Genomic DNA, 19396 nt, shown 5'->3' on the forward strand with positions numbered 1-19396 from the left:
TGTGTCAGTCAGCAGAGGTATTGGCTGGTCCACCGCCTTCGCGAGCAAGCCCGCTCCCACATTTGATCTGCGGTGTTCTGGCGTTCGCGCGTCAGGTTTTGCGCGGGTGCAGGCACTCTATCGAGCGGTCGACCATGGCCTTGGCGATTTCCAGCAGGTGCCATACGGCGAGGACTTTGGCACGCTCGGGGCTTTGCAGTTGTTCGCCACAGTCGAGCGCGGTGGCCGAGGCGCTGTGCAGCAGGTCGGCAGTGAAGAGCAGGGAGTCTTCGAAGCTGATGTCGTCGCTGATGGCGTAGAAGCTGGTCGAGGGTTGCGGCGGGTCGGTGGGCAAGTAGTGGTCGAGCGCTCGGGTGAAGGCGGCGCGGTCTTTGGCCTGGTCACGGGGTGGATCGGGGACGATCTTGAACATGGTGTAGCTCCTATTGACCTGAAGAAGCTGCCACCTTCGCTGCTAAACGTAGGGTGGCGGCTGTACGCGGGTTAGCAGACCAGTCAATAGGAAAACCGGCGCACCCGAAGGTGCCCCACGCACAGCCACCATAAAATGTGACCGTAGAACGTGTGCCTATTGAGTTCAGGCTGCTAAACCCGATCACTGAAAACCAGCGACGGACCGAAGACTAGCCACCGACTCCCCCAGGCACAAGGCCGAAAGATTCTCTAGGAAACGTCCCGCAAATTAAAGGGATTCATCTTGCTGGCCCTTTACAAACCATGACCGCTGCATCGATTCATCTACTCGTTAGCCTGCTAACGGGATAGCCTTCCTGCACCCAAAAGTGGCACATTGTCGCACCTGCACCTGTGCATCCATCTGCTGTACGGAAAACCTCCCATGGCTCTGAGCAATTCCCAGCCCTCCGTGGCTACGGCGCCTGCCGCCGGGCAAACCAGCCCGTTGGTGATGCGTGTAATCGGCGCGGTGGCGCTGGCGCATTTGATCAATGACTTGATCCAGTCGGTACTGCCCTCGATCTACCCGATGCTCAAGGCCAATTACGGCCTGACGTTCACCCAGGTCGGCCTGATCACCCTCACGTTCCAGCTCACCGCGTCCCTGCTGCAGCCGTGGGTGGGTTATTACACCGATCGCCATCCCAAGCCGTACCTGTTGCCCTGCGGAATGATCTGCACGCTGGTGGGCATCCTGATGATGTCCCAGGTGGGCAGCTTCCCGTTGATCCTGCTGGCGGCGGGGCTGATCGGCATCGGCTCGTCCACCTTCCACCCGGAAGCCTCCCGCGTGGCGCGCCTGGCCTCGGGCGGGCGTTATGGTTTGGCGCAGTCGACGTTCCAGGTGGGCGGTAATGCCGGCTCGGCCTTCGGCCCGTTGCTGGCGGCGGCGATCATCATTCCGTTCGGCCAGGGCAATGTGGCCTGGTTCGGCCTGTTCGCGGTGTTTGCGTTGTTTGTGCTGTATGCGATCAGCCGCTGGTACGCCCACCACTTGAACCTGTTCAAGCTCAAGCAAGGCCAGGCGGCCACTCACGGCCTGTCCAAGGGCCGGGTGTTGAGCGCGCTGGTGGTGCTGGGCCTGCTGGTGTTTTCCAAGTACTTCTACATGGCCAGTTTCACCAGTTACTTCACCTTCTACCTGATCGAGAAGTTCGACCTGTCGGTGGCCAGTTCACAGCTGCATCTGTTCCTGTTCCTCGGCGCGGTGGCGGCGGGCACGTTCTTTGGCGGGCCGATTGGCGACAAGATCGGCCGTAAGGCGGTGATCTGGTTTTCGATCCTCGGCGTGGCGCCGTTCACCCTGATTCTGCCCCATGTGGACCTGTTCTGGACCAGCATCCTGAGCGTGGTGATCGGCTTTATCCTGGCCTCGGCGTTCTCGGCAATTGTGGTGTATGCGCAAGAGTTGGTGCCGGGCAATGTGGGGATGATCGCCGGGGTGTTCTTCGGTTTGATGTTCGGTTTTGGCGGGATCGGTGCGGCGCTGCTGGGGCACCTGGCAGACATCCACGGCATCGAGTACGTGTACACGCTGTGCTCGTTCCTGCCGCTGTTCGGGGTGTTGGCGATTCTGTTGCCGCGTACCAAAAAGGCCTGATACCAGATCAATCGAGTCGGGCAGATATCCCTGCTGCCCAACGCTTGCGTCAAACGGGTAAATCAACTGCTCCTGCAAAGGGTGTCGGCGTTGCGCCGGTGCCCTGATTTACGCCTACAGCGGGTTGTAGGTGGCCCGCTTCAGGTGTTCGCGCGCCCGGGACAAACGTGAGCGCACGGTGCCAATGGGGATGTCCATGGCGTCGGCGGTGTCCTGGTAGCTGCCGTCGGTCTCCAGTGAGGCGTACAGCGTTTTACGCATTTCCAGCGGCAAATCCGTGATCGCCCGCAGGGTTCTTTCGAGCTTGCGGTTGACCTCGAACTGCCAGTCCAGGTTGTTGTTGTCTTCCTGCCCATGCCACAGCGCCTCATCGAACTCGCAATGCACCGGCTTGGCATACATGCGCCGAAAGTGATTGCGGATCAGGTTCTGGGCAATCCCGCACATCCACGTGCTGGCGGTGGCCTGGCCGCTGAAGCGGTCTCGGCTGCGCCAGGCCTCCAGGTACGTCAGTTGCAGAATATCGTCTGCATCTTCCGGGTTGAGTACGCGTTTATGAATGAAGCGCCGGAGTTTCTTGTGGTGGTCTTCCGACAGGTTCTGGATGGAGCGGTGCGGGTCAGGTGTAAGGTGAACTAAAACATCGATAGGGATATCCATGATTTTTTCCTCAGGGTAGACACGGTCGAAATGATTTCGACGGGAACCCTCTTAGCACTGCCTGTGCCAAGGGAAAAAAATTCATAAGCAATTGATTTATATAAATAAATATCTTGTTTCCGGGCTTTTTTGTGCAAGGTTTTGCACAAGTGGCTGCGGGCGCGTGCCGATCTTTTCACATGCCTGGTATCGTCGATAAACATGGAACCGTAACGGGATTGCCAGCCACACAAGGAAACGAAACTTCCTGTCCAGGCATCTCCATGAAACTTGATCCTTCTATTGATGTGCAAAAAAACCAGAGCCTGGATCAGCCTGTTCCAGCGAGTATTGATAACCCGCCAGTTCGCCAGGCACCCGCCGGGACGGCGGTCGACAATTTCGAGGCGCTGTTCGGCCTGGAGGTTGAACTCAACAGCAAGGCCTTGAGCCGGCGTATGTTGGGGCTGGGCGTGACGCCTGTGGCGCAGTTGACACAACTCTATGAGCAACTGGGCCATCCCGCTCAGGCAACACTGGCGACCATTGCGCGCTCCATCAGGGTTCAACTGTTGCTCAAGCCCAGCCTCGAGAAGTTGCTGGAGCTGACAGGAAACGACCCGGCCCGTACGTTTGTCGTACTCAAGCAGGTGGCTGCGCAGGCACAAGCTGAAGCGCGTACCTCCGAGGCGGCGCTGGCCAGCGATGCCCTGGCGCGGCTGGAGGTCCGCTTCAAGCCGCAGATCCAGGCCGGCTTGAACATCGCGCAGGCCTTGCAGGCAAGCAGTGACGACCCGAGTTTGCGGCAGGCGGTACGCAGTGTGTATTACGCCAGCGTGGTCGCCCGGCAATCGCTCGCCAGCATGATGCAGGCGCTGTTGGGGTTGTTCGGTGGCGATGAGTTTGGCCGCGGGTTGAAATTGATGCGTCGGGCCCTGGCAGACGACATTGCGGCGTATTGCCCTTCGCTCCCCACCGCCCAGCTGCGCACCTTGCTGTTGGGGTTGAGCAGTTGTGGTCAACTGGGCAGTGTGCTGGCCAGCTGCCGTGACTTGATCGATCGGCTGGCCGTATTGCACCCCGAAATTGATCGGGACACCGTAGCGCTGCTGCAGCGCATTCTCGGTTACGCGGGCACGGGCATCGCGTCTGCCGAAGTCCAGCGCCTGGCCTGCGAGTTGGGTGGGCCGGCATCATCCGTCCAGATTGTTTCGCTCAATGCCCTTTACCCCGTGCTCGGGAGCCTGCCCCTGGCGTTGTGGCGCGACAGCAAGGGCCGCCAGGAAGCGTTGCACAATTTCATGGTGGTAATGGATGAGTACGCTCGCATCGAACGAGGCTCCCGGCATGTCGGCGCGCTGCCGATAAACCACTCATGAGTGCGCTGCGGGCAGTCAACGCGATACTGCTCAAGGTTGCACAACGCGCCGAGGTGCTGGGTGCGGTCGTGATCCTGGGCATTGTGTTCATCTTTATCGTGCCGTTGCCGACCTGGCTGGTGGATATCCTGATTGCCGTCAACATTTGCATTTCGTGCCTGTTGATCGTGCTGGCGCTGTACCTGCCCGGGCCGCTTGCGTTTTCCTCGTTTCCGTCGATCCTGCTGTTGACCACCATGTTCCGCCTGGCATTGTCGATTGCGACCACGCGCCTGATCCTGCTGGAACAGGACGCCGGTGACATCGTGGAGGCCTTCGGCAACTTCGTGGTGGGGGGCAACCTGGCGGTGGGGTTGGTGATCTTCATGATCCTGACCATCGTCAACTTCCTGGTGATCACCAAGGGTTCGGAGCGTGTCGCCGAAGTGGCGGCGCGCTTCAGCCTGGATGCCATGCCCGGCAAGCAGATGTCCATCGACAGCGACTTGCGTGCCGGCCTGATCGATGGTGGACAGGCGCGCGACAAACGCGAGCAGTTGTCCCGTGAGAGCCAGCTGTTCGGGGCGATGGACGGGGCCATGAAGTTCGTCAAGGGCGATGCCGTGGCCGGGCTGATTATCGTGGTGATCAACTTGCTGGGCGGGTTCAGCACCGGCATGTTCCAGCATGGCATGAGCGCCGCCGACTCCATGGCGCTGTATTCGGTACTGACGATTGGCGATGGCCTGATTGCGCAGATTCCCGCACTGCTGATCTCCCTGACCGCCGGCATGATCATTACCCGTGTAGCACCGGCCGGGGCGAATAAAGGGGCCAATAACATGGGCGCCGAAATCGCCCGGCAAATGACCAGTGAGCCCAAGAGCTGGATCATTGCTTCGATCGGCATGCTGGCTTTTGCAGCGCTTCCGGGCATGCCGACGGTGGTCTTTATCCTCATTTCGCTGATGACGGGCTCGCTGGGTTATTACCTCATGCGTCAGCGTCAAAAGCAGGACGCGCCCGCAGATGCGGCGGCTGACGCCGTCCCGGCGGAGATCAACGGTGACGAAGACCTGCGCGCCTTTGATCCATCCCGGCCTTACTTGCTGCAGTTTTCATCGGGCCTGCAGGGCTCTGACCGAACAGCGCAAGTGGTTCATGGCATTCGCCAGGCCCGAAACCGCCTGGTTGCCCATATCGGCCTGACACTGCCGCCCTTTAACGTCGAGTTTATTCCCGCCTTATCCGACGATGAGTTTCGCTTTTGCGTGCACGAAGTCCCTGTGATCAAAGCTACCTTCGGTGATCGGGTCGCGGTGGAATCGGCGGCGCTGGGCGTCGAGCCACAAGCAGGTACCCAGGGTCTGGCGGAGCGAGACGAGCAAGACTGGTTATGGTTGGCGCCCGATGATCCGCTGCTCGACGATGCACAGCTTGAGCGCCATACCGCCCATGACTTGATCATCGAGCGCATGACACGCGCGATGCTGCTCAGCGGGCCGCAGTTTCTCGGTATCCAGGAGTGCAAGTCGATTCTCAGCTGGCTCGAGTTCAACCAGCCGGAGCTGGTTCAGGAGCTGCAGCGGATCATGCCGCTTTCGCGCTTCTCTGCCGTGTTGCAGCGCCTGGCCAGCGAGGGCGTTCCGCTGCGCGCGGTGCGGTTGATTGTCGAGTCGTTGATCGAGTACGGCCAACATGAGCGTGAAGCGGATGCCCTGGCCGACTATGCGCGAATCGCCCTCAAGTCGCAGATTCTGCACCAGTACAGCGAGGCTGATGGCCTGCACGCCTGGTTGTTGTCACCGCATACCGAGAATGTCCTGCGCGAGGCGCTGCGCCAGACCCAGACCGGGGTGTTCTTTTCCCTCGACAACGACAGCAGTGCGACGCTGGTGAGCTTGCTCAAGCAAGCCTTTACCGTGCGGGCCAAGAGCAAAAGTGTGCTGCTGGTTGCGCAAGACTTGCGCAGCCCCCTGCGGACATTGCTTGTGGAAGAGTTCAACCATGTGCCGGTGTTGTCGTTTGCCGAGTTGGGCAGTTCGTCGAAGGTCAAGGTGCTGGGGCGGTTTGACCTGAGTCATGACGATCTGCTGCGTGGGGCCGTGGCATGAGTACTGTTTTGGCGATTGCGCATTGCCTTGAAACGGACGGTGCTGCGTGGGGCCGGTTGGTCCGTGCGGCCATGAGGGCCTGACAATGTTTGAGCTACGAGTACTCGATGGTATGCACCAGGGGGCGGCGCTGCCGTTGTTCGGCGAGCAGTGGAGCATTGGTGCGCACCCTGACGCTGACCTGGCGCTATACGACCCGGGCATTGCCGAGCGTCATGTGCGATTGCAGTGTGTTGACCAGCGCTGGTCGGTGCAGGCCGAGGGAGGGGTGATGCAGGATGCCGCCGGCCTGATCCTGGCGCAGATTGCCGACCTGGCACTCAACACGACATTTTCGATTGGCAACGTTCGGCTCTGCGTCACCCGCGCCGACCAGCCCTGGCCTCAGCCGACGGTGACTGCCGAACAGGCGCCCACGCCTGCGGCCGAGCCCCTCGTGCCGCTGAAGCTTTCTTCAATTTCGAGCACGCAGCAGAAACGCTTGATCAGCCTGGTCGTCGTCGTTGCGGTCATCATCACCGCGCTGGGCATGACCACTAGCGGTGACCGCGAAGCCCAGGCGTCGTTGATGTCACCGGTGATCCGCAAGAACGAGCTGGCCTCACCTTTCGAGGTGCGCCAGCAGTTGCTCAGGATGCTCAGCGAGCGCGAATTGATCAACCGTATAAGCATCCAGTTGGTCAATGACCAGGTGCTGCTCGACGGCGATGTACTCCAGGAAGACATGGAGTTGGTATCGCGCATGCTCAGCCGGTTTGGCGAACAGTTCGATACCGCGGTGCCGGTGATGAGCCGGGTCAGGACTCGCGACGGAACGTTCCCTTTCAAGATTTTGCAGATTGTCGGCGGCCCCAACGGTCACGTGGTTCTGGAGCAGGGGAACCGACTGTTTGTGGGGGATGAAGTGGACGGCTTGCGACTGGTGCTGATCGATAACACCAAAGTGGTGTTCGACGGTAAGCAACGCTTCGAGGTGCGCTGGTGAGCCGTGACCTGCAAGCCCGTCTTGAGGCCTGGGAGCAACGCCAGTCGAGTGCGCTGGTCAGCTTCGCACCGGTGTCGGTGCGCGGTCGTATCCAGCGGGTGAACGGCATGTTGTTGCAATGCCGGCTGCCCCAGGCGCGCATCGGTGATTTGTGCCAGGTCGAAAAGTCCATCGGTGAATACATGCTGGCGGAGATCATCGGTTTCGACCAGCAGGATGCAGTGCTGAGTGCGTTGGGCAATCTTGAAGGCGTGCGCGTGGGTGCCAGTGTGCAACGCCTGGGGGTGCCGCACCGGGTACGGGTCGGCGACGATTTGCTCGGCCAGGTGCTCGATGGGTTTGGCCGGCCGATTGCGGGCGATGGCCCCAGCGCCTTTGTGGAGGCCGACATCGCAGAGGCGAGCACGGTGTTGTGCGAGGCGCCGTTGCCTACCGAACGCCCGAGGATCAGCCGGGCGTTGTCCACCGGCGTACGCTCGATTGATGGATTGATCACGCTGGGAGAAGGCCAGCGCGTCGGCCTGTTCGCCGGTGCGGGGTGCGGCAAGACCACCTTGTTGGCCGAGATCGCCCGAAACGTCGAGTGCGATGTGATCGTGTTCGGGTTGATTGGTGAGCGCGGACGCGAGCTGCGGGAATTTCTCGACCATGAGCTGGATGATCAACTGCGCGCCAAGGCGGTGCTGGTGTGTGCCACCTCCGACCGCTCAAGCATGGAGCGCGCCCGCGCGGCGTTCACTGCGACAGCGCTGGCCGAAGGGTTCCGGCGCAAGGGCCAGCGGGTACTGCTGCTGATTGACTCCCTGACCCGATTTGCCCGGGCCCAGCGTGAAATCGGCCTGGCCGCGGGCGAGCCCCTGGGCCGCGGCGGCTTGCCACCGTCGGTATACAGCCTGATGCCGCGCCTGGTGGAGCGGGCCGGGCTGACCCGTGACGGAGTGATTACCGCCATCTACACCGTGCTGATCGAGCAGGACTCGATGAACGATCCGGTAGCGGATGAAGTGCGCTCCCTGCTCGACGGCCACATCGTGTTGTCACGCAAGCTGGCCGAGCGTGGCCACTACCCGGCGGTGGATGTGCTGGGCAGCCTTTCGCGGATCTTGAGCAACGTCGCCACGCCCGAGCATATAAGGGCGGGCACCGCCTTGCGCCGCTTGTTGTCGGCGTACCAGCAGATCGAACTGATGCTCAAGTTGGGCGAGTACCAACCCGGCAGTGATGCCCTGACCGACCTGGCGGTGGACAGCCGCCAGGCCGTCGATGGCTTTCTGCGCCAGGACCTGCGTGAGCCGGCCGCGATGGCGATGACGCTGGACCAATTGATGGAGTTGACCACCGATGTCCCTTTCTGAAATCGATACCTTGCGGCGTTTGCGCAAGCACCGGGCTGACCGGGCGGAGCGCGCGCTGCGTGCCGCCAAAAGGCAACAGCAAGCGCTGCTGTTGCAGATCCGGCAGGCGGCGGATGCCCTTGAGCAGACCCGGCTGGACGAAGCCCGGAAAACCGCTGAGTTGCTGAGCAAGCATCAAGGGCAAGTGATCTCGTTCCAGGACATCAAGTCCTGGAATGCCCAGGAGCGCACGTTGTCCGCCGACACCCGCCGCGAAGAAGGGCAGTTACATGAGCTGCACGGCCAGCGCGATGAGCAGTTGATCCACATCGACAGCGCGCAGAAGCAGGTTACCCAGTGCTTGCGCGAGGTTGAAAAACTCCAGGAACTGTCCCTTTTGTTGGGGCAGGAAGAAGCCGTGCAGGAAGAAACATGACGCAAGTTCCAGTGAACAGTCCTGAGCGCCCGCGTCCGGGCGAGCCTCGGGATGAACGTGAACCCGGCCCGGCGGCGATAGTGCCATGGGAGCACGGACGGTTATTTGCCCAGCTGTTTGGCAACGATGATGAAGGGGGCGGTTTCGGTTCCGCCCTACCGGGAACCCCTGCATCAAGTCATGCCGCGATGATCGCGGCCATGACCGAGCAGTTGGTACCGCGGATTCACGCCGCTGTTCAGTGGCCTTTGCACGCTGTGCTTTACCTGCCGAGCCTGGGGCGGATCAACGCCAGCGTGCGCCGCGAGCAAGGTACCTGGAACGTTGAGCTGGAGGCGCAGGAAGAGCGCACCGCGCGCTGGTTGCCTGGGGTGCGCCAGCACCTTGAGGACGGGCTGGCCGGCGCGTTGGCGCAGCCTGTCACCGTACACCTGGCACATGTGGACCCGGCATGATCATGCCGTTTTTAACCTTGCCGGTGGTCAGCGGCGCCAATGTCGCGGCGCGGCGCAGGCTGGGGCGCGGCTTGCGCATGGCGTTTCAGGTCGCGGGGCAGAACGGTGAACTGTTGATGGAACCGGGCCGTGCCCCCGCAGGCGTCAAGCCGCTGTTTTTCGAGAGCGCCTGCGGGGTGCTGGCTTTCGCCGAACCAGGGCCGCTGTTCAGCCTGCTGGGGGAGTGCCCGGTGACGCTGGCAGAGGCCGACAACGATCCAGACTCGTGGTTCTGGGAACTGTTCCAGCACCACTTGAGCCCGCAGGTGCGGGGGCTGTTTGGCTTCCTGCGGTTGCTGCCGGCGCCCAGGAAATTGAACTTCGGTTGTCGCTTCACGGTGACGCTGGGGAAGTCCAGGGTCGTGGGTTACCTGTGGCTGACTCCTGAGCGCTTGCTGGCACTGTGCGAGGCCGGTCCGTGGCAGTCGATAGCGGGGCCATTGCCGGCGTCGTTCCAGTTGGCAGTGGCGATGACCCTGGGCCGCCTGAAGCTATCCATCACGCAATTGAGCGGTGTCCGTGCCGGTGACGTGGTGATGCTTGAGCAACCCTTTTTCGATGTGCAGGGCAATGGTCACCTGTATGTCGGCAAGCACCGGCTGCAAGGGTGCATTGATGATGAATCCGGGCCGTTGTGCCTGACGCTTGTTTCGATCGAGGAAACGTCCGTGGACGAGGATTTTGCAACATCGCAGTACCCGGGGGATGAGCTGGATGAACCGGTAGTGGATGTCTTTGGCCACGAGCCTTTCGATGAGTTGAACATGGCCCTGACGGTACGTTGTGGCACCCTGAACCTGACCCTGGGCGAACTGCGCAATCTCGCCCCCGGTGCGGTGTTGGGCATTGCCGGGTACGCGCCGGGCATGGCCGGGCTTTATTACGGCGACAGGCCGATAGGGCAAGGGCAGTTGGTGGAAGTTGATGGGCGCCTTGGTTTGCAGTTGTCCCGCGTGATTTTTTCGCGATGACATTTCAGGGGGTCGACCCTCTTGTCCTGGCGCTGTTTTTAGGTTCGTTGTCGCTGATGCCAATGCTGCTGATCATCTGCACATCGTTCTTGAAGATCGTGATTGTGCTGATGATCACCCGTAACGCCATCGGCGTGCAGCAGGTACCGCCGAGCATGGCCATCAACGGAATAGCGCTGGCCGCGACACTGTTCATCATGGCGCCCGTGGGGTACCAGATTGCCGAGAACGTCAAGGCCTCGCCCGTGGACACGAGTAGCGTGCAAAGCCTTCTGGAAACCGGGCAGGCGGCCATACAGCCGTTGCGTGTGTTCATGCTGCGCAACACCGATGCCGATGTGTTGACTCACCTGCTGGAAAACAGTGCGCGCATGTGGCCGCCTGAAATGGCGCAGAGCACCCAGCGCGAAGACTTGATCCTGCTGGTCCCGGCCTTCGTGCTGTCGCAACTGCAGGCGGGGTTCGAGATCGGCTTTCTGATCTACATCCCGTTCATCGTCATCGATTTGATTGTGTCCAACCTGCTGTTGGCCCTCGGTATGCAGATGGTCTCGCCCATGACCATTTCGCTGCCGCTCAAACTGCTGTTGTTCGTCATGGTTTCCGGGTGGTCGCGGCTGCTCGACAGCCTGTTCCTTTCTTACCTCTGAGTGCCCTATGGAACCGATCGTGCTGTTCAAGCAGGGCATGTTGCTGGTGGTGGTGCTGTCGGCGCCGCCGCTGATCGTGGCGGTGGTCGTCGGTGTGTTGACGTCGCTGGTGCAGGCCCTGATGCAGATACAGGACCAGACGCTGCCCTTTGGCATCAAGCTGGTTGCGGTGGGTATCACGCTGATTTTGACCGGTCGCTGGATTGGCGTGGAGCTGATCCAACTGATCAACCTGATGTTCGACATGATTGCCCGCTCGGCATTGAACTGAGGGCCTGCGTGTGCTGCTTTATCTTGAATTCCTGCCCAGCCTGCTCGTGGCCATGGCGCGCATTTATCCCTGTGCATTTCTGGTGCCTGCGTTTTGTTTCCAACATATACGCGGTATGCCCCGCCACATCATCGTGATGGTCATGGCGTTGATTCCGGCGCCCGGCATTCATGCCGTCCTGGCTGCCAAGGATTACTCCGCGCTGATGATCAGCGGGTTGGTACTCAAGGAAGCTGCCCTGGGGTTTTTGCTGGGGATTCTGTTGGCCATGCCGTTCTGGATGTTCGAATCAGTGGGCGCACTGCTGGATAACCAGCGGGGGGCTTTGGCGGGTGGCCAACTCAACCCCTCGCTGGGGCCGGATGCGACGCCGATCGGGCACCTGTTCAAACAGTTGGTGATTTATTTGCTGATTGCCGTCCTGGGCTTGAGCGTGCTGACCCAAGTGATCTGGGACAGCTACCTGATCTGGCCGCCAACCGCCTGGTTGCCGCTGCCGGCGGTCAATGGCTTCAGTGTATTCATCGGGCTGCTGGGCGATACTTTTACCCACATGATGCTGTATGCCGCACCGTTTATTGCCGTGCTGCTGTTCCTGGAGTTCGGCTTCGCCTTGTTGGGCCTGTACAGCCCGCAATTGCAAGTCTCTACCCTGGCAACGCCGGTCAAGAGCTTGGCGGGGCTGGTTATCCTGCTGCTGTACTTCCCGCTGTTGCAGGACTTGATCGTCGGGCGCATGGCGCAGTTGGGAGACCTCAAGCATTCCCTCGGCCTGATGTTCAGGGGCTCGGGACATGAGTGATTCGGGTGAGAAAAAACACGCGGCCACGCCCAAGAAACTTAGGGATCAGCGCCAGAAAGGCCAGGTCGCCCAAAGCCAGGACGTCGGTAAGCTACTGGTGTTGACCGCCCTCAGCGAAATCGCGTTGTTCACCGCCGAAACCAGCATGCAGCGCTTCCAGCAGTTGCTGGTGATGCCCATGTCACGTTTCGGGCAGCCCTTTGTGCGGGCGCTGGAGGAAGTGCTGACGGAAGGCTTGATCGTGTTTTTTTCCTTCGCCTTGCTGATGGCCGGATTGGCGATCGCGGTGAAGTTGATCAGCGGCTGGATTCAGTTCGGTTTCCTGTTTGCGCCGGAAAGCCTGAAGCTGAATTTCAGCCGTCTCAACCCAATCAGCCAGGTCAAGCAGATGTTCTCTGCCAAGTCAGTGACGAACCTGTTGATGGGGTTGGCCAAGGCGCTACTGCTTGCGCTGATTTTGTACGTGGTGATCAGTCCGTCACTAGGGGCCTTGATCAATCTGGCCACCAGCGACCTGCAGAGTTACATCCTCGCGCTGATCATCCTGTTTCGCCATCTGCTGCACGCTTGCCTGGGATTGCTGCTGGTCCTGGCATTGATCGACATGGCGCTGCAGAAGCACTTCTTTGCCAAGAGCATGCGCATGACTCAGGTCGAGGTGGTCAAGGAATACAAGGACATGGAGGGCGACCCTCACGTCAAGGGGCAGCGCCGCGCCCTGGCCCAACAGCTGGCCCAGGAGGAGCCGAAGGTCAAGTTGCCCAAGCTGGAGGAGGCCGACATGTTGGTGGTCAACCCGACGCACTTTGCGGTCGCGCTGTACTACCGGCCGGGCAAAACGCCGCTGCCGCTGCTGGTGGATAAAGGCACGGATGCCGAGGCCCGGAAACTGATAGACCGGGCCAAGGCGGCCGATGTGCCGGTGATCCAGTGTGTATGGCTCGCGCGCACGCTGTACGAGAAGAAGCTTGGGGCGAACATTCCCCGGGAGACGTTGCAGGCGGTAGCGTTCCTCTACCGCACCCTGCGTGAGCTCAATGACGAGGCCAAGCGTGAAACGCTGGAGTTTCCGGAGCTTAAGCAACGTTAACGGTAGCGGTGCACGTCCAGCATATCGAGGCAGCCCAGCGAAAGCAGCTTGCCGATGATCTCATCTGCCTCCTCTGCACCTGGCGGCAGCGCGTGCCAGATCACCAGGGCATCCCTGGCATCGAGACAGGCAAAGCAGCCGTCAAACGCCACCGCCTGTTCAAAAAGCCGCTCCAGCACCCGTTCCAACTGTCCGGCTTCCAGCGCTCCACGGTCGACCAGCAACGCAAGCCCGGGTTTACCACCGGCCTTTAACCGGCACACGCTTATGCCCGGGCCCAGGGACAGGTGGGCGTCCTTGCCGCCCACCAGGTTATCCAGGAATACCTGGCGAGACGACGTATCGTTCGGCCCCATGGAACTTACCGTTCCAGTGAGATCGTTTGATAGTCGGAGCGCTCGCCGGCAGGGCCCGATTCGACGCGCATCTGCGGCGGCCACCAGACCACCAGCTTATCGGCGCCCGATTGCGGGCGTGAACAGGAGTCGCCCTTGCACGTCGGCGTACAACCAACGATAAGCAGGGCCAGGCCGAGGAGGGTGAGTAGGCGTTTCATGGCGCGTTCTTCCGGGTGGGGGTGATCAGGGAGGGGCGGGACACACCGATGTGTTCATCTTTGACCACGGGCCGCATGGCGATAAATACCTCCGCCTCTTCTCCCGGCTTGAGCCAGGCACGTGGCCAGACGCTGACGGCCAGGGTCTGGGAGTTGCTGCATTCTCTTTCATCGATGCGCACGTTACGGTTGAACTGATTGCGTACCACCACCACGGCCACATTGAACTGCGGGCCTGCATACCATTGGCTGCGTTCGGTGTTCAGGGCCAATAGCTCGCGGGTGCTGCACAAGGTGTCCAGGCCCAGTGGCATGGGCGCGGCCTTGAAGGCCGTGGGTACTTGCCCGCTGACGAGGTGAGCCAGGGTGCTGGTGATGTCGCTGCGCTTGATCACCGGTTGATGCTCGGCATACCGCCGGGCCAATGGCTTGAGTGCGGCCTGCAGTTCGGCTTGATCCTCCTGGGGCAAGTAGCGTGAAGGATCAGCCTGATCGCCGATCACGCGCGGCGTCAGGATAAACAGGCGTTCGCGCCGGTTGTTCTGGCGCTCGGAGGAAGAAAACAGGGCCTTGCCCAGCAGCGGAATGTCTCCCAGCAGAGGGATCTTGCTTTGTTTGTCGGTGCTTTCAGTGACATGGAAGCCACCGACCACCAGCGAACGTTTTTCCGCCATGACCGCCTGGGTGCTGACTTTGCCGCGGCGTACATCGGGGCTGGTGCGCGCGGGGTTGGACTCGTCGAAGTTACCGTCCTCGATATCCACCACCAGGTGGATCTGGTGATTGCCGCGGGTAGTGATCACCCTCGGTACCACCTGGAAGCTGGTGCCGACGGTGATGGGCAGGATGGTTGCAGTCTCGGTGCCGGCGGTGAGGTATTGGGTGCGGTTGAAATCGATCACCGCCGGCTGGTTTTCCAAAGTAAGCACCGACGGGTTGGACACCATGGTCGCCAGGCCACGTTGCTCCAATGCGCGAATATCGGCGTTGAAACGATCACGGTGCTCGATCGACAGCTGTGATGAAGACCCGGGCGCCATGTTCACGCCACCCCGGAAACGGCTGTTTTGAAAACCCCATCTAATCCCGAATTCCCGCAGTTGAGTGCGCTCGATATCAAGAATGATCGCATCGATTTCCACCAGCTTGCGGGCGACGTCGAGCTGGCTGATCAGCTCACGGTACATCGCCTGGCGCTCCGGCAGGTCGTAGATCAGGATGGCGTTGTTGCGCACATCGGCTTCGACTCGGATTTTGCTGGTGGAGACCGGTACCCGAGGGGTGAGTGACATGCCGGTGTCCGACGGCACCGGGTTCATCGCCTGGCCGAGCATTTGCCCCAGCATCGGGTTACTCAGGCGCGGAAATACCGGGGTTATGGGTGAGGGTTGGGAGGCAGAGGGAGGGCGTTGGCTCATGCCTGAAAGCGTCGAGGCCGTGCGAGGTTCCAGCAGCCCCCGCAGCATGCTGGCAACGCCTGGGATGGTCAGTTTCTCGCCGCGATAATCAATCTGGCGGTCCGCCGCATTGGCGAACTTCAGCGGGTAGCTGAGGACGCTCTGCTTTTCATCCGGGGACTTGCGCTGGCTGCTGAACTGCTTGATCTGTTCGATATAGCGCTTGGGCCCGGAGACCAGTACGACGCCGTCCTCAGGCAATTCGCCCCAGCCGAAGCGGCTATCGAGCAAGCCTATATCGGTGAGGGCCTGCTTGAGGTCGGCGATGGTCTCGGAGGAGACCTCCAGGCGTGCAGATTCCTGTTGGTCCAGGGTGCTGACGTACAGCGTGTTGTTGTACAGGTACCACTGGAAGCGGTGCTCTACGCCGAGCCTGTCGAGAAGCGATTGTGGGGTATTGGCGCGTATTTTGCCGTTGACGTTGCCTTCGAGGAGGCCGTCGATTTGCAGTTGGGTGCCGAAGGTCTGGGCGAAGTCTTCCAGCACATCCCGCAGGGGCTTGTGTTCGGCCTCATAGGCATAGGCGGTGTTTTTCCATTCGCTGGGGACGGCGGCCAGGGTGCTTTCCAGGGGCGCCAACAACCAGGGCATGAGGATCAGGTACCGCCAACGGGCAGGCTTTACGGCGGCGGCAGGCGAATTGACGCGCAAGCGGATGTGCTTGTCGATCTTGTTAGGCATTGAGAATTCTCTGTTTTAGTGACGCAGCGACCGAAGCGAAGTAGGCCTAAGTTTCCGGGCTGGGCTGGCAAGGTGCGCAACAATGCCCCGCCAGGTATCACGCTGGTTCAGCAGGGTTTCGAGTTTGCCAAGCAGGTGGGGCAGGGCACAGTCGCCAGGGAGTTTTTGAAGCAGCCAAAGATGACCAGTCATTGCTTCCTGCGCCAAGGCACCCTGGAAATGCCTCAGACTTTCCAGTCCGAGGCGCATCCACGCCTCCAAGGCTCTTTTGTCGACCCGATGGTGGGTCAGTTGAACACTGATCAAAAAAGCTTGTTGGTCGCGCCGCACCTTGATTTCGTCATTATCTTCAAACAACGTGATCAGCGGTTCGCTGCTACTCAACCAACGACCGAGTAACGCTTCCACTCACTGTATGCCTTCGATAACGGTCTTGGCTGTTTCGCTCATGTAATTGGTGTAGGTGGAACTGGCTGATAACGTGGCCGCGAGGAAGACTTTTTCGTCATTCATTGCCGCCAGGGCTTCGTCGTTGTTCAATCCATCGCGTTCTATCTTTTCAAAGCGCTTTTGCGAATTTTCCAGTTGCCTGTAGAGATTCGCTTGCAGGCGATAATCAAAGCTCATTGGTTTTGCTCCAGAGGATGTTACGTTCTGTGTGGCTCGACGCGTGATTCCAGTTCCACGGGTATTTCGTTAAACGTCAGCGCTCGTTGAACCGCAGCCCCTGCGTGTTATTGGGTTGAACCCGACGTGCCGGAATTCCATAGGGTTTCCACCATCGAATCCCAGTCGATCCGAAATCCACCTTCGGGCGTTTCCAGAATGAGCATTTGAGGTGCGATGTTCTCCTCGGTGCGCAGTGTCCAGGGAAGGTCTGTGTGCCTGCTCAGCCACTGGTCTACGTTTTTACGGTCCAATGGATTGCAGAGCAAAGTGGCTTCGATTCGCGGGACCTGGGTGGCCAGTAATTGCTTTAGCAGGACGCTCAGGCGTTGGGGGGAGACTGTTTCCTCCAGCAGGTTACGAATGGCCAGGCTGGTGATGGAGGCGGCAATGGGTTCAATGTTGTCGCAGATAGCCTGGCGTTCAATCTCCCAGCGTTGCAACTGAGTGTTGGCGCGTTCCCAGAACTCACGGCAAGCATTTGCGTAAAGTATTTCGCGCTGCTCTTCGGCCTGGCGTAGTAGTTCGCGCGCTTCGGCTTTGGCGCGAATAAGTAATGTGCCCGCCTGAGCACAGTCGATTAGCATCTCTCGGGCAATCAGGGTTTGTGGCAGGTCCTGGCCTTTATTCAGCTCAATTTTACGTCGGCATAACATGCAGGTTGTTTGCTCCTGATCAGGGCCACGCGTGATCATTCGTGATGGCGGTAGCTCGCCAGATGACGGCTCGCCACAGAGTATCCAGCCGACCATGACGGTCGGGCAGGTTGGAATATCTCTCCAGGTCGACTACCCGTTGATTCGCAAAGCCAAGTCGTAGGCGTTGCCATACCGCAGGCTCAACCCAGGCGCGCAGGTATTGCAGAGGATCGTCTGTGTTCAGTACCCGTGAGTCCGCAGGGAGCGCTTTGGCAAGGCGCTGACACCAGAGGTATTCATCCTCCTCCAGCAAGTGGTCGCGTACAGGCTGGCAGACACTGCCGATCAGCGTCAGCATGCGGTCGCGTTGTGGTGGGGAGGCTTGCACCAGGTGCAGCAAGGCAGGGGAGGGTGAGGGTGGCAGGCAGGGGGTGATGGCCAGTGCGGTGCTCACTCGTTCATGCCGGCTGCGACATAGATCGGTCGAGGCGATATATGGTCTGAGGACCTCCCAGTCACACGCTGGCGTTTCCCATGGGCGGGCCCACCATCGAACCCACGCCAGCTGATTACTCATGAACAGACGGGTTTAGTGAGGCATGAGCCGGTACGACAGATGAGTCGTGTTGTTGATTCATCCCCCGTTTGCGCCAGATAAACGCGCCAGCCCCCGCAAGCGTCAATATGATGAGCAATACGGTAAGACTCATGCGCCAGAAACCGAGATCGTTATCCTGAACCAGGAACGGACCAAAATAGGTCAGACGTTGCTGCTCCAGATACGCCGCGGCGGGGACAAACACTACGGTTAATTTTTGAGTGTTTTCTACAGCAGCTGCCATGCCGGGGATACTGCTGGCCACCATCCTGCGTACTCGGGGGCGGATATTATCAGGCTCAAGTCGTGGATCATGTTTGATGAACACCGAGGCTGATGCCGGTTGTACGGGTTCACCCGGGGCAATCCGTTCGGGGAGCACGACATGGACTCGAGCGACGATGACCCCGTCGATGTTCGACAAGGTTGCCTCCAGCTCCTGAGACAATGCATAGATATAGCGGGCACGTTCTTCCAGGGGTGTTGAGATAACGCCTTCTTTACGGAAGATATCGCCCAGGGTCGACCGGGCCAGTTTGGGCAGGCCAGCGGCCTCGAGCGTCCGGACCGCCCTGCTGATGTCCGACGCGTTGACGCGTACAACAACGCCGTCTTTGGCTGGCACCTTTTGGGCCCGGATTTGTTTATCCGCGAGTTCAGCAACAACCTCATTAGCCTCCTGTTCGGACAGTCGGCTATGGAGTTCTACTTTTTCACCGCAACCGGCCAGCAGCAATGCCAATGATAAAACTAATGGGGTGGTGATCCAGCGGAGCATGACTTACCTACTGAAGGTTGGTTATTTTCTCGCAACATTGCACGGTTTTGCTGATGACCTTGACTGACATGGACAGCTCCCGATGGGCGTCTGAAAGTGACTTGGCAATTTGATGCATTTCCGTTGATTTTTTATTAAGGCTCAGGTCACGCAAACCTTTGGTCGCACGTTTTGATAGCCTCGTTAAATGAGAAGACTGTTCGGATAGCGCGTTCGTACCGACCATTGAATTTTGGCTACCCGGGGAAGACGCGCGATCAACCAGGCTGGCTTGGAAAAAATTCATGTCGGAAGCAGAGGTATCAATACCTCGTGATTCAACCGTTCGTGAAACCGGGCGTTCTGTGAAGTCGTCAGCGAGCACGCGCATGTAAACCTCCGGCAAGACGCTAGGAACGTTCTTGTTGGTTTGGGAGTAATGTTGGTTTTTTTCGACGGTTCAGCATGAGCCATGCTAGCAAACGGGTTGCTTCCTCTATGTTTAATAGAGGAAGCAAAGGTTTAAAACCTTAGTTTGCCTATGTTTTCGAGTTCTTTTGTCAGTATTTCGTTTTTAACCTCCTGTATTTTTAGTCGACGCATTTCAGCTTTTTTTGCCGCTTCGATATCGGCATTGTCTCCGCCACCAAGACTGCCGGCAGTAACCCGCTTGTTAACATCGATTTCACTCATAACATCACCTCTGAGTTGCTTGATTTAAATTTTTTGTTTGTTTGTGCGTTGATGCTTAACCACGAACGTAGACCCATCATTGCCCGTCAGGCATATGAACCAAGCACATGGCTGGCCCGATCGGCGAAGTTGCTGATCATGTAGATGGCC

Annotated in this window: 23 protein-coding genes; 13 read left to right on the plus strand and 10 right to left on the minus strand. The window is 59.6% G+C overall.

Annotated elements, in window-relative coordinates; genetic code table 11:
* Nucleotides 1-91: 91 nt before the first annotated feature.
* Nucleotides 92-412 (minus strand): DUF6124 family protein, encoded by a 321-nt coding sequence (locus ACW9I6_RS14390; RefSeq protein WP_457339468.1) that lies wholly within the window; start codon nucleotides 410-412, stop codon nucleotides 92-94.
* Nucleotides 413-838: 426 nt separating this feature from the next.
* On the opposite strand from ACW9I6_RS14390, the gene ACW9I6_RS14395 reads away from it, so the two are divergent.
* The gene (locus ACW9I6_RS14395; protein ID WP_063033153.1) at nucleotides 839-2056 is read left to right on the plus strand and encodes an MFS transporter; all 1218 of its coding nucleotides are present in this window, start codon (nucleotides 839-841) and stop codon (nucleotides 2054-2056) included.
* A 114-nt stretch (nucleotides 2057-2170) separates the two neighbouring features.
* On the opposite strand, the gene ACW9I6_RS14400 is transcribed toward ACW9I6_RS14395, so the two are convergent.
* A complete protein-coding gene (locus tag ACW9I6_RS14400; protein ID WP_457339469.1) occupies nucleotides 2171-2716 on the minus strand; it encodes an RNA polymerase sigma factor in 546 nt (181 codons plus the stop codon).
* A gap of 263 nt (nucleotides 2717-2979) precedes the next feature.
* Here ACW9I6_RS14400 and sctW point away from each other — a divergent pair, with 263 nt between their 5' ends.
* The 11 genes from sctW to sctU all read left to right on the plus strand — a co-directional run bounded on the left by sctW (nucleotide 2980) and on the right by sctU (nucleotide 13200).
* Nucleotides 2980-4074 carry a type III secretion system gatekeeper subunit SctW gene (sctW, locus tag ACW9I6_RS14405; protein WP_008430704.1) on the plus strand — a complete coding sequence of 365 codons (1095 nt, stop codon included), beginning with the start codon at nucleotides 2980-2982 and terminating at the stop codon, nucleotides 4072-4074.
* A complete protein-coding gene (gene sctV / locus ACW9I6_RS14410) occupies nucleotides 4071-6167 on the plus strand; it encodes a type III secretion system export apparatus subunit SctV (protein ID WP_177009594.1) in 2097 nt (698 codons plus the stop codon). Before sctW ends, sctV begins: the two co-directional genes overlap by 4 nt.
* Before the next feature lie 85 nt (nucleotides 6168-6252).
* Nucleotides 6253-7152: an FHA domain-containing protein gene (locus ACW9I6_RS14415; protein ID WP_008430700.1), complete on the plus strand. Its 900-nt coding sequence runs from the start codon at nucleotides 6253-6255 to the stop codon at nucleotides 7150-7152.
* Nucleotides 7149-8507: a FliI/YscN family ATPase gene (locus tag ACW9I6_RS14420; protein WP_008430699.1), complete on the plus strand. Its 1359-nt coding sequence runs from the start codon at nucleotides 7149-7151 to the stop codon at nucleotides 8505-8507. The genes ACW9I6_RS14415 and ACW9I6_RS14420 overlap by 4 nt, the downstream gene beginning before the upstream one ends.
* The gene (gene sctO, locus ACW9I6_RS14425; protein WP_003208357.1) at nucleotides 8494-8922 is read left to right on the plus strand and encodes a type III secretion system stalk subunit SctO; all 429 of its coding nucleotides are present in this window, start codon (nucleotides 8494-8496) and stop codon (nucleotides 8920-8922) included. Before ACW9I6_RS14420 ends, sctO begins: the two co-directional genes overlap by 14 nt.
* The gene (locus ACW9I6_RS14430; protein WP_457339470.1) at nucleotides 8919-9377 is read left to right on the plus strand and encodes a type III secretion system HrpP C-terminal domain-containing protein; all 459 of its coding nucleotides are present in this window, start codon (nucleotides 8919-8921) and stop codon (nucleotides 9375-9377) included. Before sctO ends, ACW9I6_RS14430 begins: the two co-directional genes overlap by 4 nt.
* Nucleotides 9374-10387 (plus strand): FliM/FliN family flagellar motor switch protein, encoded by a 1014-nt coding sequence (locus ACW9I6_RS14435; RefSeq protein WP_008430697.1) that lies wholly within the window; start codon nucleotides 9374-9376, stop codon nucleotides 10385-10387. Before ACW9I6_RS14430 ends, ACW9I6_RS14435 begins: the two co-directional genes overlap by 4 nt.
* A complete protein-coding gene (sctR, locus tag ACW9I6_RS14440; RefSeq protein WP_457339471.1) occupies nucleotides 10384-11037 on the plus strand; it encodes a type III secretion system export apparatus subunit SctR in 654 nt (217 codons plus the stop codon). The genes ACW9I6_RS14435 and sctR overlap by 4 nt, the downstream gene beginning before the upstream one ends.
* 7 nt (nucleotides 11038-11044) lie before the next feature.
* Entirely contained in the window at nucleotides 11045-11308 is a 264-nt protein-coding gene (gene sctS / locus ACW9I6_RS14445) for a type III secretion system export apparatus subunit SctS (protein WP_003208363.1), read from the plus strand.
* 10 nt (nucleotides 11309-11318) lie between these two features.
* The gene (gene sctT / locus ACW9I6_RS14450) at nucleotides 11319-12110 is read left to right on the plus strand and encodes a type III secretion system export apparatus subunit SctT (protein ID WP_003208364.1); all 792 of its coding nucleotides are present in this window, start codon (nucleotides 11319-11321) and stop codon (nucleotides 12108-12110) included.
* Nucleotides 12103-13200 (plus strand): type III secretion system export apparatus subunit SctU, encoded by a 1098-nt coding sequence (sctU, locus tag ACW9I6_RS14455; RefSeq protein ID WP_457339472.1) that lies wholly within the window; start codon nucleotides 12103-12105, stop codon nucleotides 13198-13200. Before sctT ends, sctU begins: the two co-directional genes overlap by 8 nt.
* Here sctU and ACW9I6_RS14460 read toward each other — a convergent pair.
* The 3 genes from ACW9I6_RS14460 to sctC are packed head-to-tail and all read right to left on the minus strand — an operon-like array spanning nucleotide 13197 to nucleotide 15894.
* Nucleotides 13197-13556, minus strand: a complete 360-nt coding sequence (locus tag ACW9I6_RS14460; protein WP_457339473.1) for a transcriptional regulator — start codon at nucleotides 13554-13556, stop codon at nucleotides 13197-13199. The genes sctU and ACW9I6_RS14460 overlap by 4 nt on opposite strands.
* Nucleotides 13557-13561: 5 nt before the next feature.
* Nucleotides 13562-13756: an HrpT family type III secretion system protein gene (gene hrpT / locus ACW9I6_RS14465; RefSeq protein WP_003208370.1), complete on the minus strand. Its 195-nt coding sequence runs from the start codon at nucleotides 13754-13756 to the stop codon at nucleotides 13562-13564.
* Nucleotides 13753-15894, minus strand: coding sequence for a type III secretion system outer membrane ring subunit SctC (sctC, locus tag ACW9I6_RS14470; RefSeq protein ID WP_457339474.1), 2142 nt, complete (start codon nucleotides 15892-15894; stop codon nucleotides 13753-13755). The genes hrpT and sctC overlap by 4 nt, the downstream gene beginning before the upstream one ends.
* A 72-nt stretch (nucleotides 15895-15966) precedes the next feature.
* On the opposite strand from sctC, the gene ACW9I6_RS14475 reads away from it, so the two are divergent.
* A complete protein-coding gene (locus ACW9I6_RS14475) occupies nucleotides 15967-16293 on the plus strand; it encodes a hypothetical protein (RefSeq protein WP_173406097.1) in 327 nt (108 codons plus the stop codon).
* A gap of 9 nt (nucleotides 16294-16302) precedes the next feature.
* Here the strand turns inward: ACW9I6_RS14475 and ACW9I6_RS14480 are convergent, their stop codons facing one another.
* The 5 genes from ACW9I6_RS14480 to ACW9I6_RS14500 form a co-directional block, all read right to left on the minus strand.
* Nucleotides 16303-16521: a hypothetical protein gene (locus tag ACW9I6_RS14480; RefSeq protein WP_003208375.1), complete on the minus strand. Its 219-nt coding sequence runs from the start codon at nucleotides 16519-16521 to the stop codon at nucleotides 16303-16305.
* A 107-nt stretch (nucleotides 16522-16628) separates the two neighbouring features.
* The gene (sctL, locus tag ACW9I6_RS14485; RefSeq protein WP_003208376.1) at nucleotides 16629-17216 is read right to left on the minus strand and encodes a type III secretion system stator protein SctL; all 588 of its coding nucleotides are present in this window, start codon (nucleotides 17214-17216) and stop codon (nucleotides 16629-16631) included.
* 551 nt (nucleotides 17217-17767) lie between these two features.
* Nucleotides 17768-18574: a type III secretion system inner membrane ring lipoprotein SctJ gene (sctJ, locus tag ACW9I6_RS14490; RefSeq protein WP_008430690.1), complete on the minus strand. Its 807-nt coding sequence runs from the start codon at nucleotides 18572-18574 to the stop codon at nucleotides 17768-17770.
* A 7-nt stretch (nucleotides 18575-18581) separates the two neighbouring features.
* Complete coding sequence (locus ACW9I6_RS14495) at nucleotides 18582-18944, minus strand: hypothetical protein (RefSeq protein WP_023659153.1); 363 nt, start codon at nucleotides 18942-18944, stop codon at nucleotides 18582-18584.
* 131 nt (nucleotides 18945-19075) lie between these two features.
* Nucleotides 19076-19246 (minus strand): hypothetical protein, encoded by a 171-nt coding sequence (locus ACW9I6_RS14500; RefSeq protein ID WP_177009587.1) that lies wholly within the window; start codon nucleotides 19244-19246, stop codon nucleotides 19076-19078.
* Nucleotides 19247-19396 lie beyond the last annotated feature (150 nt).

The organism is Pseudomonas sp. SDO5522_S412, from assembly GCF_054071215.1.

Coding starts and splice junctions, on each gene's coding strand:
- ACW9I6_RS14495 (WP_023659153.1), bottom strand. CDS start 18,944: ATGCGCGTGCTCGCTGACGACTTCACAGAACGCCCGGTTTCACGAACG.
- sctL (WP_003208376.1), bottom strand. CDS start 17,216: ATGTTATGCCGACGTAAAATTGAGCTGAATAAAGGCCAGGACCTGCCA.
- sctS (WP_003208363.1), top strand. CDS start 11,045: ATGGAACCGATCGTGCTGTTCAAGCAGGGCATGTTGCTGGTGGTGGTG.
- ACW9I6_RS14460 (WP_457339473.1), bottom strand. CDS start 13,556: ATGGGGCCGAACGATACGTCGTCTCGCCAGGTATTCCTGGATAACCTG.
- ACW9I6_RS14500 (WP_177009587.1), bottom strand. CDS start 19,246: ATGAGTGAAATCGATGTTAACAAGCGGGTTACTGCCGGCAGTCTTGGT.
- sctC (WP_457339474.1), bottom strand. CDS start 15,894: ATGCCTAACAAGATCGACAAGCACATCCGCTTGCGCGTCAATTCGCCT.
- sctW (WP_008430704.1), top strand. CDS start 2,980: ATGAAACTTGATCCTTCTATTGATGTGCAAAAAAACCAGAGCCTGGAT.
- ACW9I6_RS14415 (WP_008430700.1), top strand. CDS start 6,253: ATGTTTGAGCTACGAGTACTCGATGGTATGCACCAGGGGGCGGCGCTG.
- ACW9I6_RS14395 (WP_063033153.1), top strand. CDS start 839: ATGGCTCTGAGCAATTCCCAGCCCTCCGTGGCTACGGCGCCTGCCGCC.
- ACW9I6_RS14430 (WP_457339470.1), top strand. CDS start 8,919: ATGACGCAAGTTCCAGTGAACAGTCCTGAGCGCCCGCGTCCGGGCGAG.
- sctV (WP_177009594.1), top strand. CDS start 4,071: ATGAGTGCGCTGCGGGCAGTCAACGCGATACTGCTCAAGGTTGCACAA.
- ACW9I6_RS14400 (WP_457339469.1), bottom strand. CDS start 2,716: ATGGATATCCCTATCGATGTTTTAGTTCACCTTACACCTGACCCGCAC.
- ACW9I6_RS14435 (WP_008430697.1), top strand. CDS start 9,374: ATGATCATGCCGTTTTTAACCTTGCCGGTGGTCAGCGGCGCCAATGTC.
- hrpT (WP_003208370.1), bottom strand. CDS start 13,756: ATGAAACGCCTACTCACCCTCCTCGGCCTGGCCCTGCTTATCGTTGGT.
- sctJ (WP_008430690.1), bottom strand. CDS start 18,574: ATGCTCCGCTGGATCACCACCCCATTAGTTTTATCATTGGCATTGCTG.
- ACW9I6_RS14390 (WP_457339468.1), bottom strand. CDS start 412: ATGTTCAAGATCGTCCCCGATCCACCCCGTGACCAGGCCAAAGACCGC.
- sctR (WP_457339471.1), top strand. CDS start 10,384: ATGACATTTCAGGGGGTCGACCCTCTTGTCCTGGCGCTGTTTTTAGGT.
- ACW9I6_RS14480 (WP_003208375.1), bottom strand. CDS start 16,521: ATGAGCTTTGATTATCGCCTGCAAGCGAATCTCTACAGGCAACTGGAA.
- sctO (WP_003208357.1), top strand. CDS start 8,494: ATGTCCCTTTCTGAAATCGATACCTTGCGGCGTTTGCGCAAGCACCGG.
- sctU (WP_457339472.1), top strand. CDS start 12,103: ATGAGTGATTCGGGTGAGAAAAAACACGCGGCCACGCCCAAGAAACTT.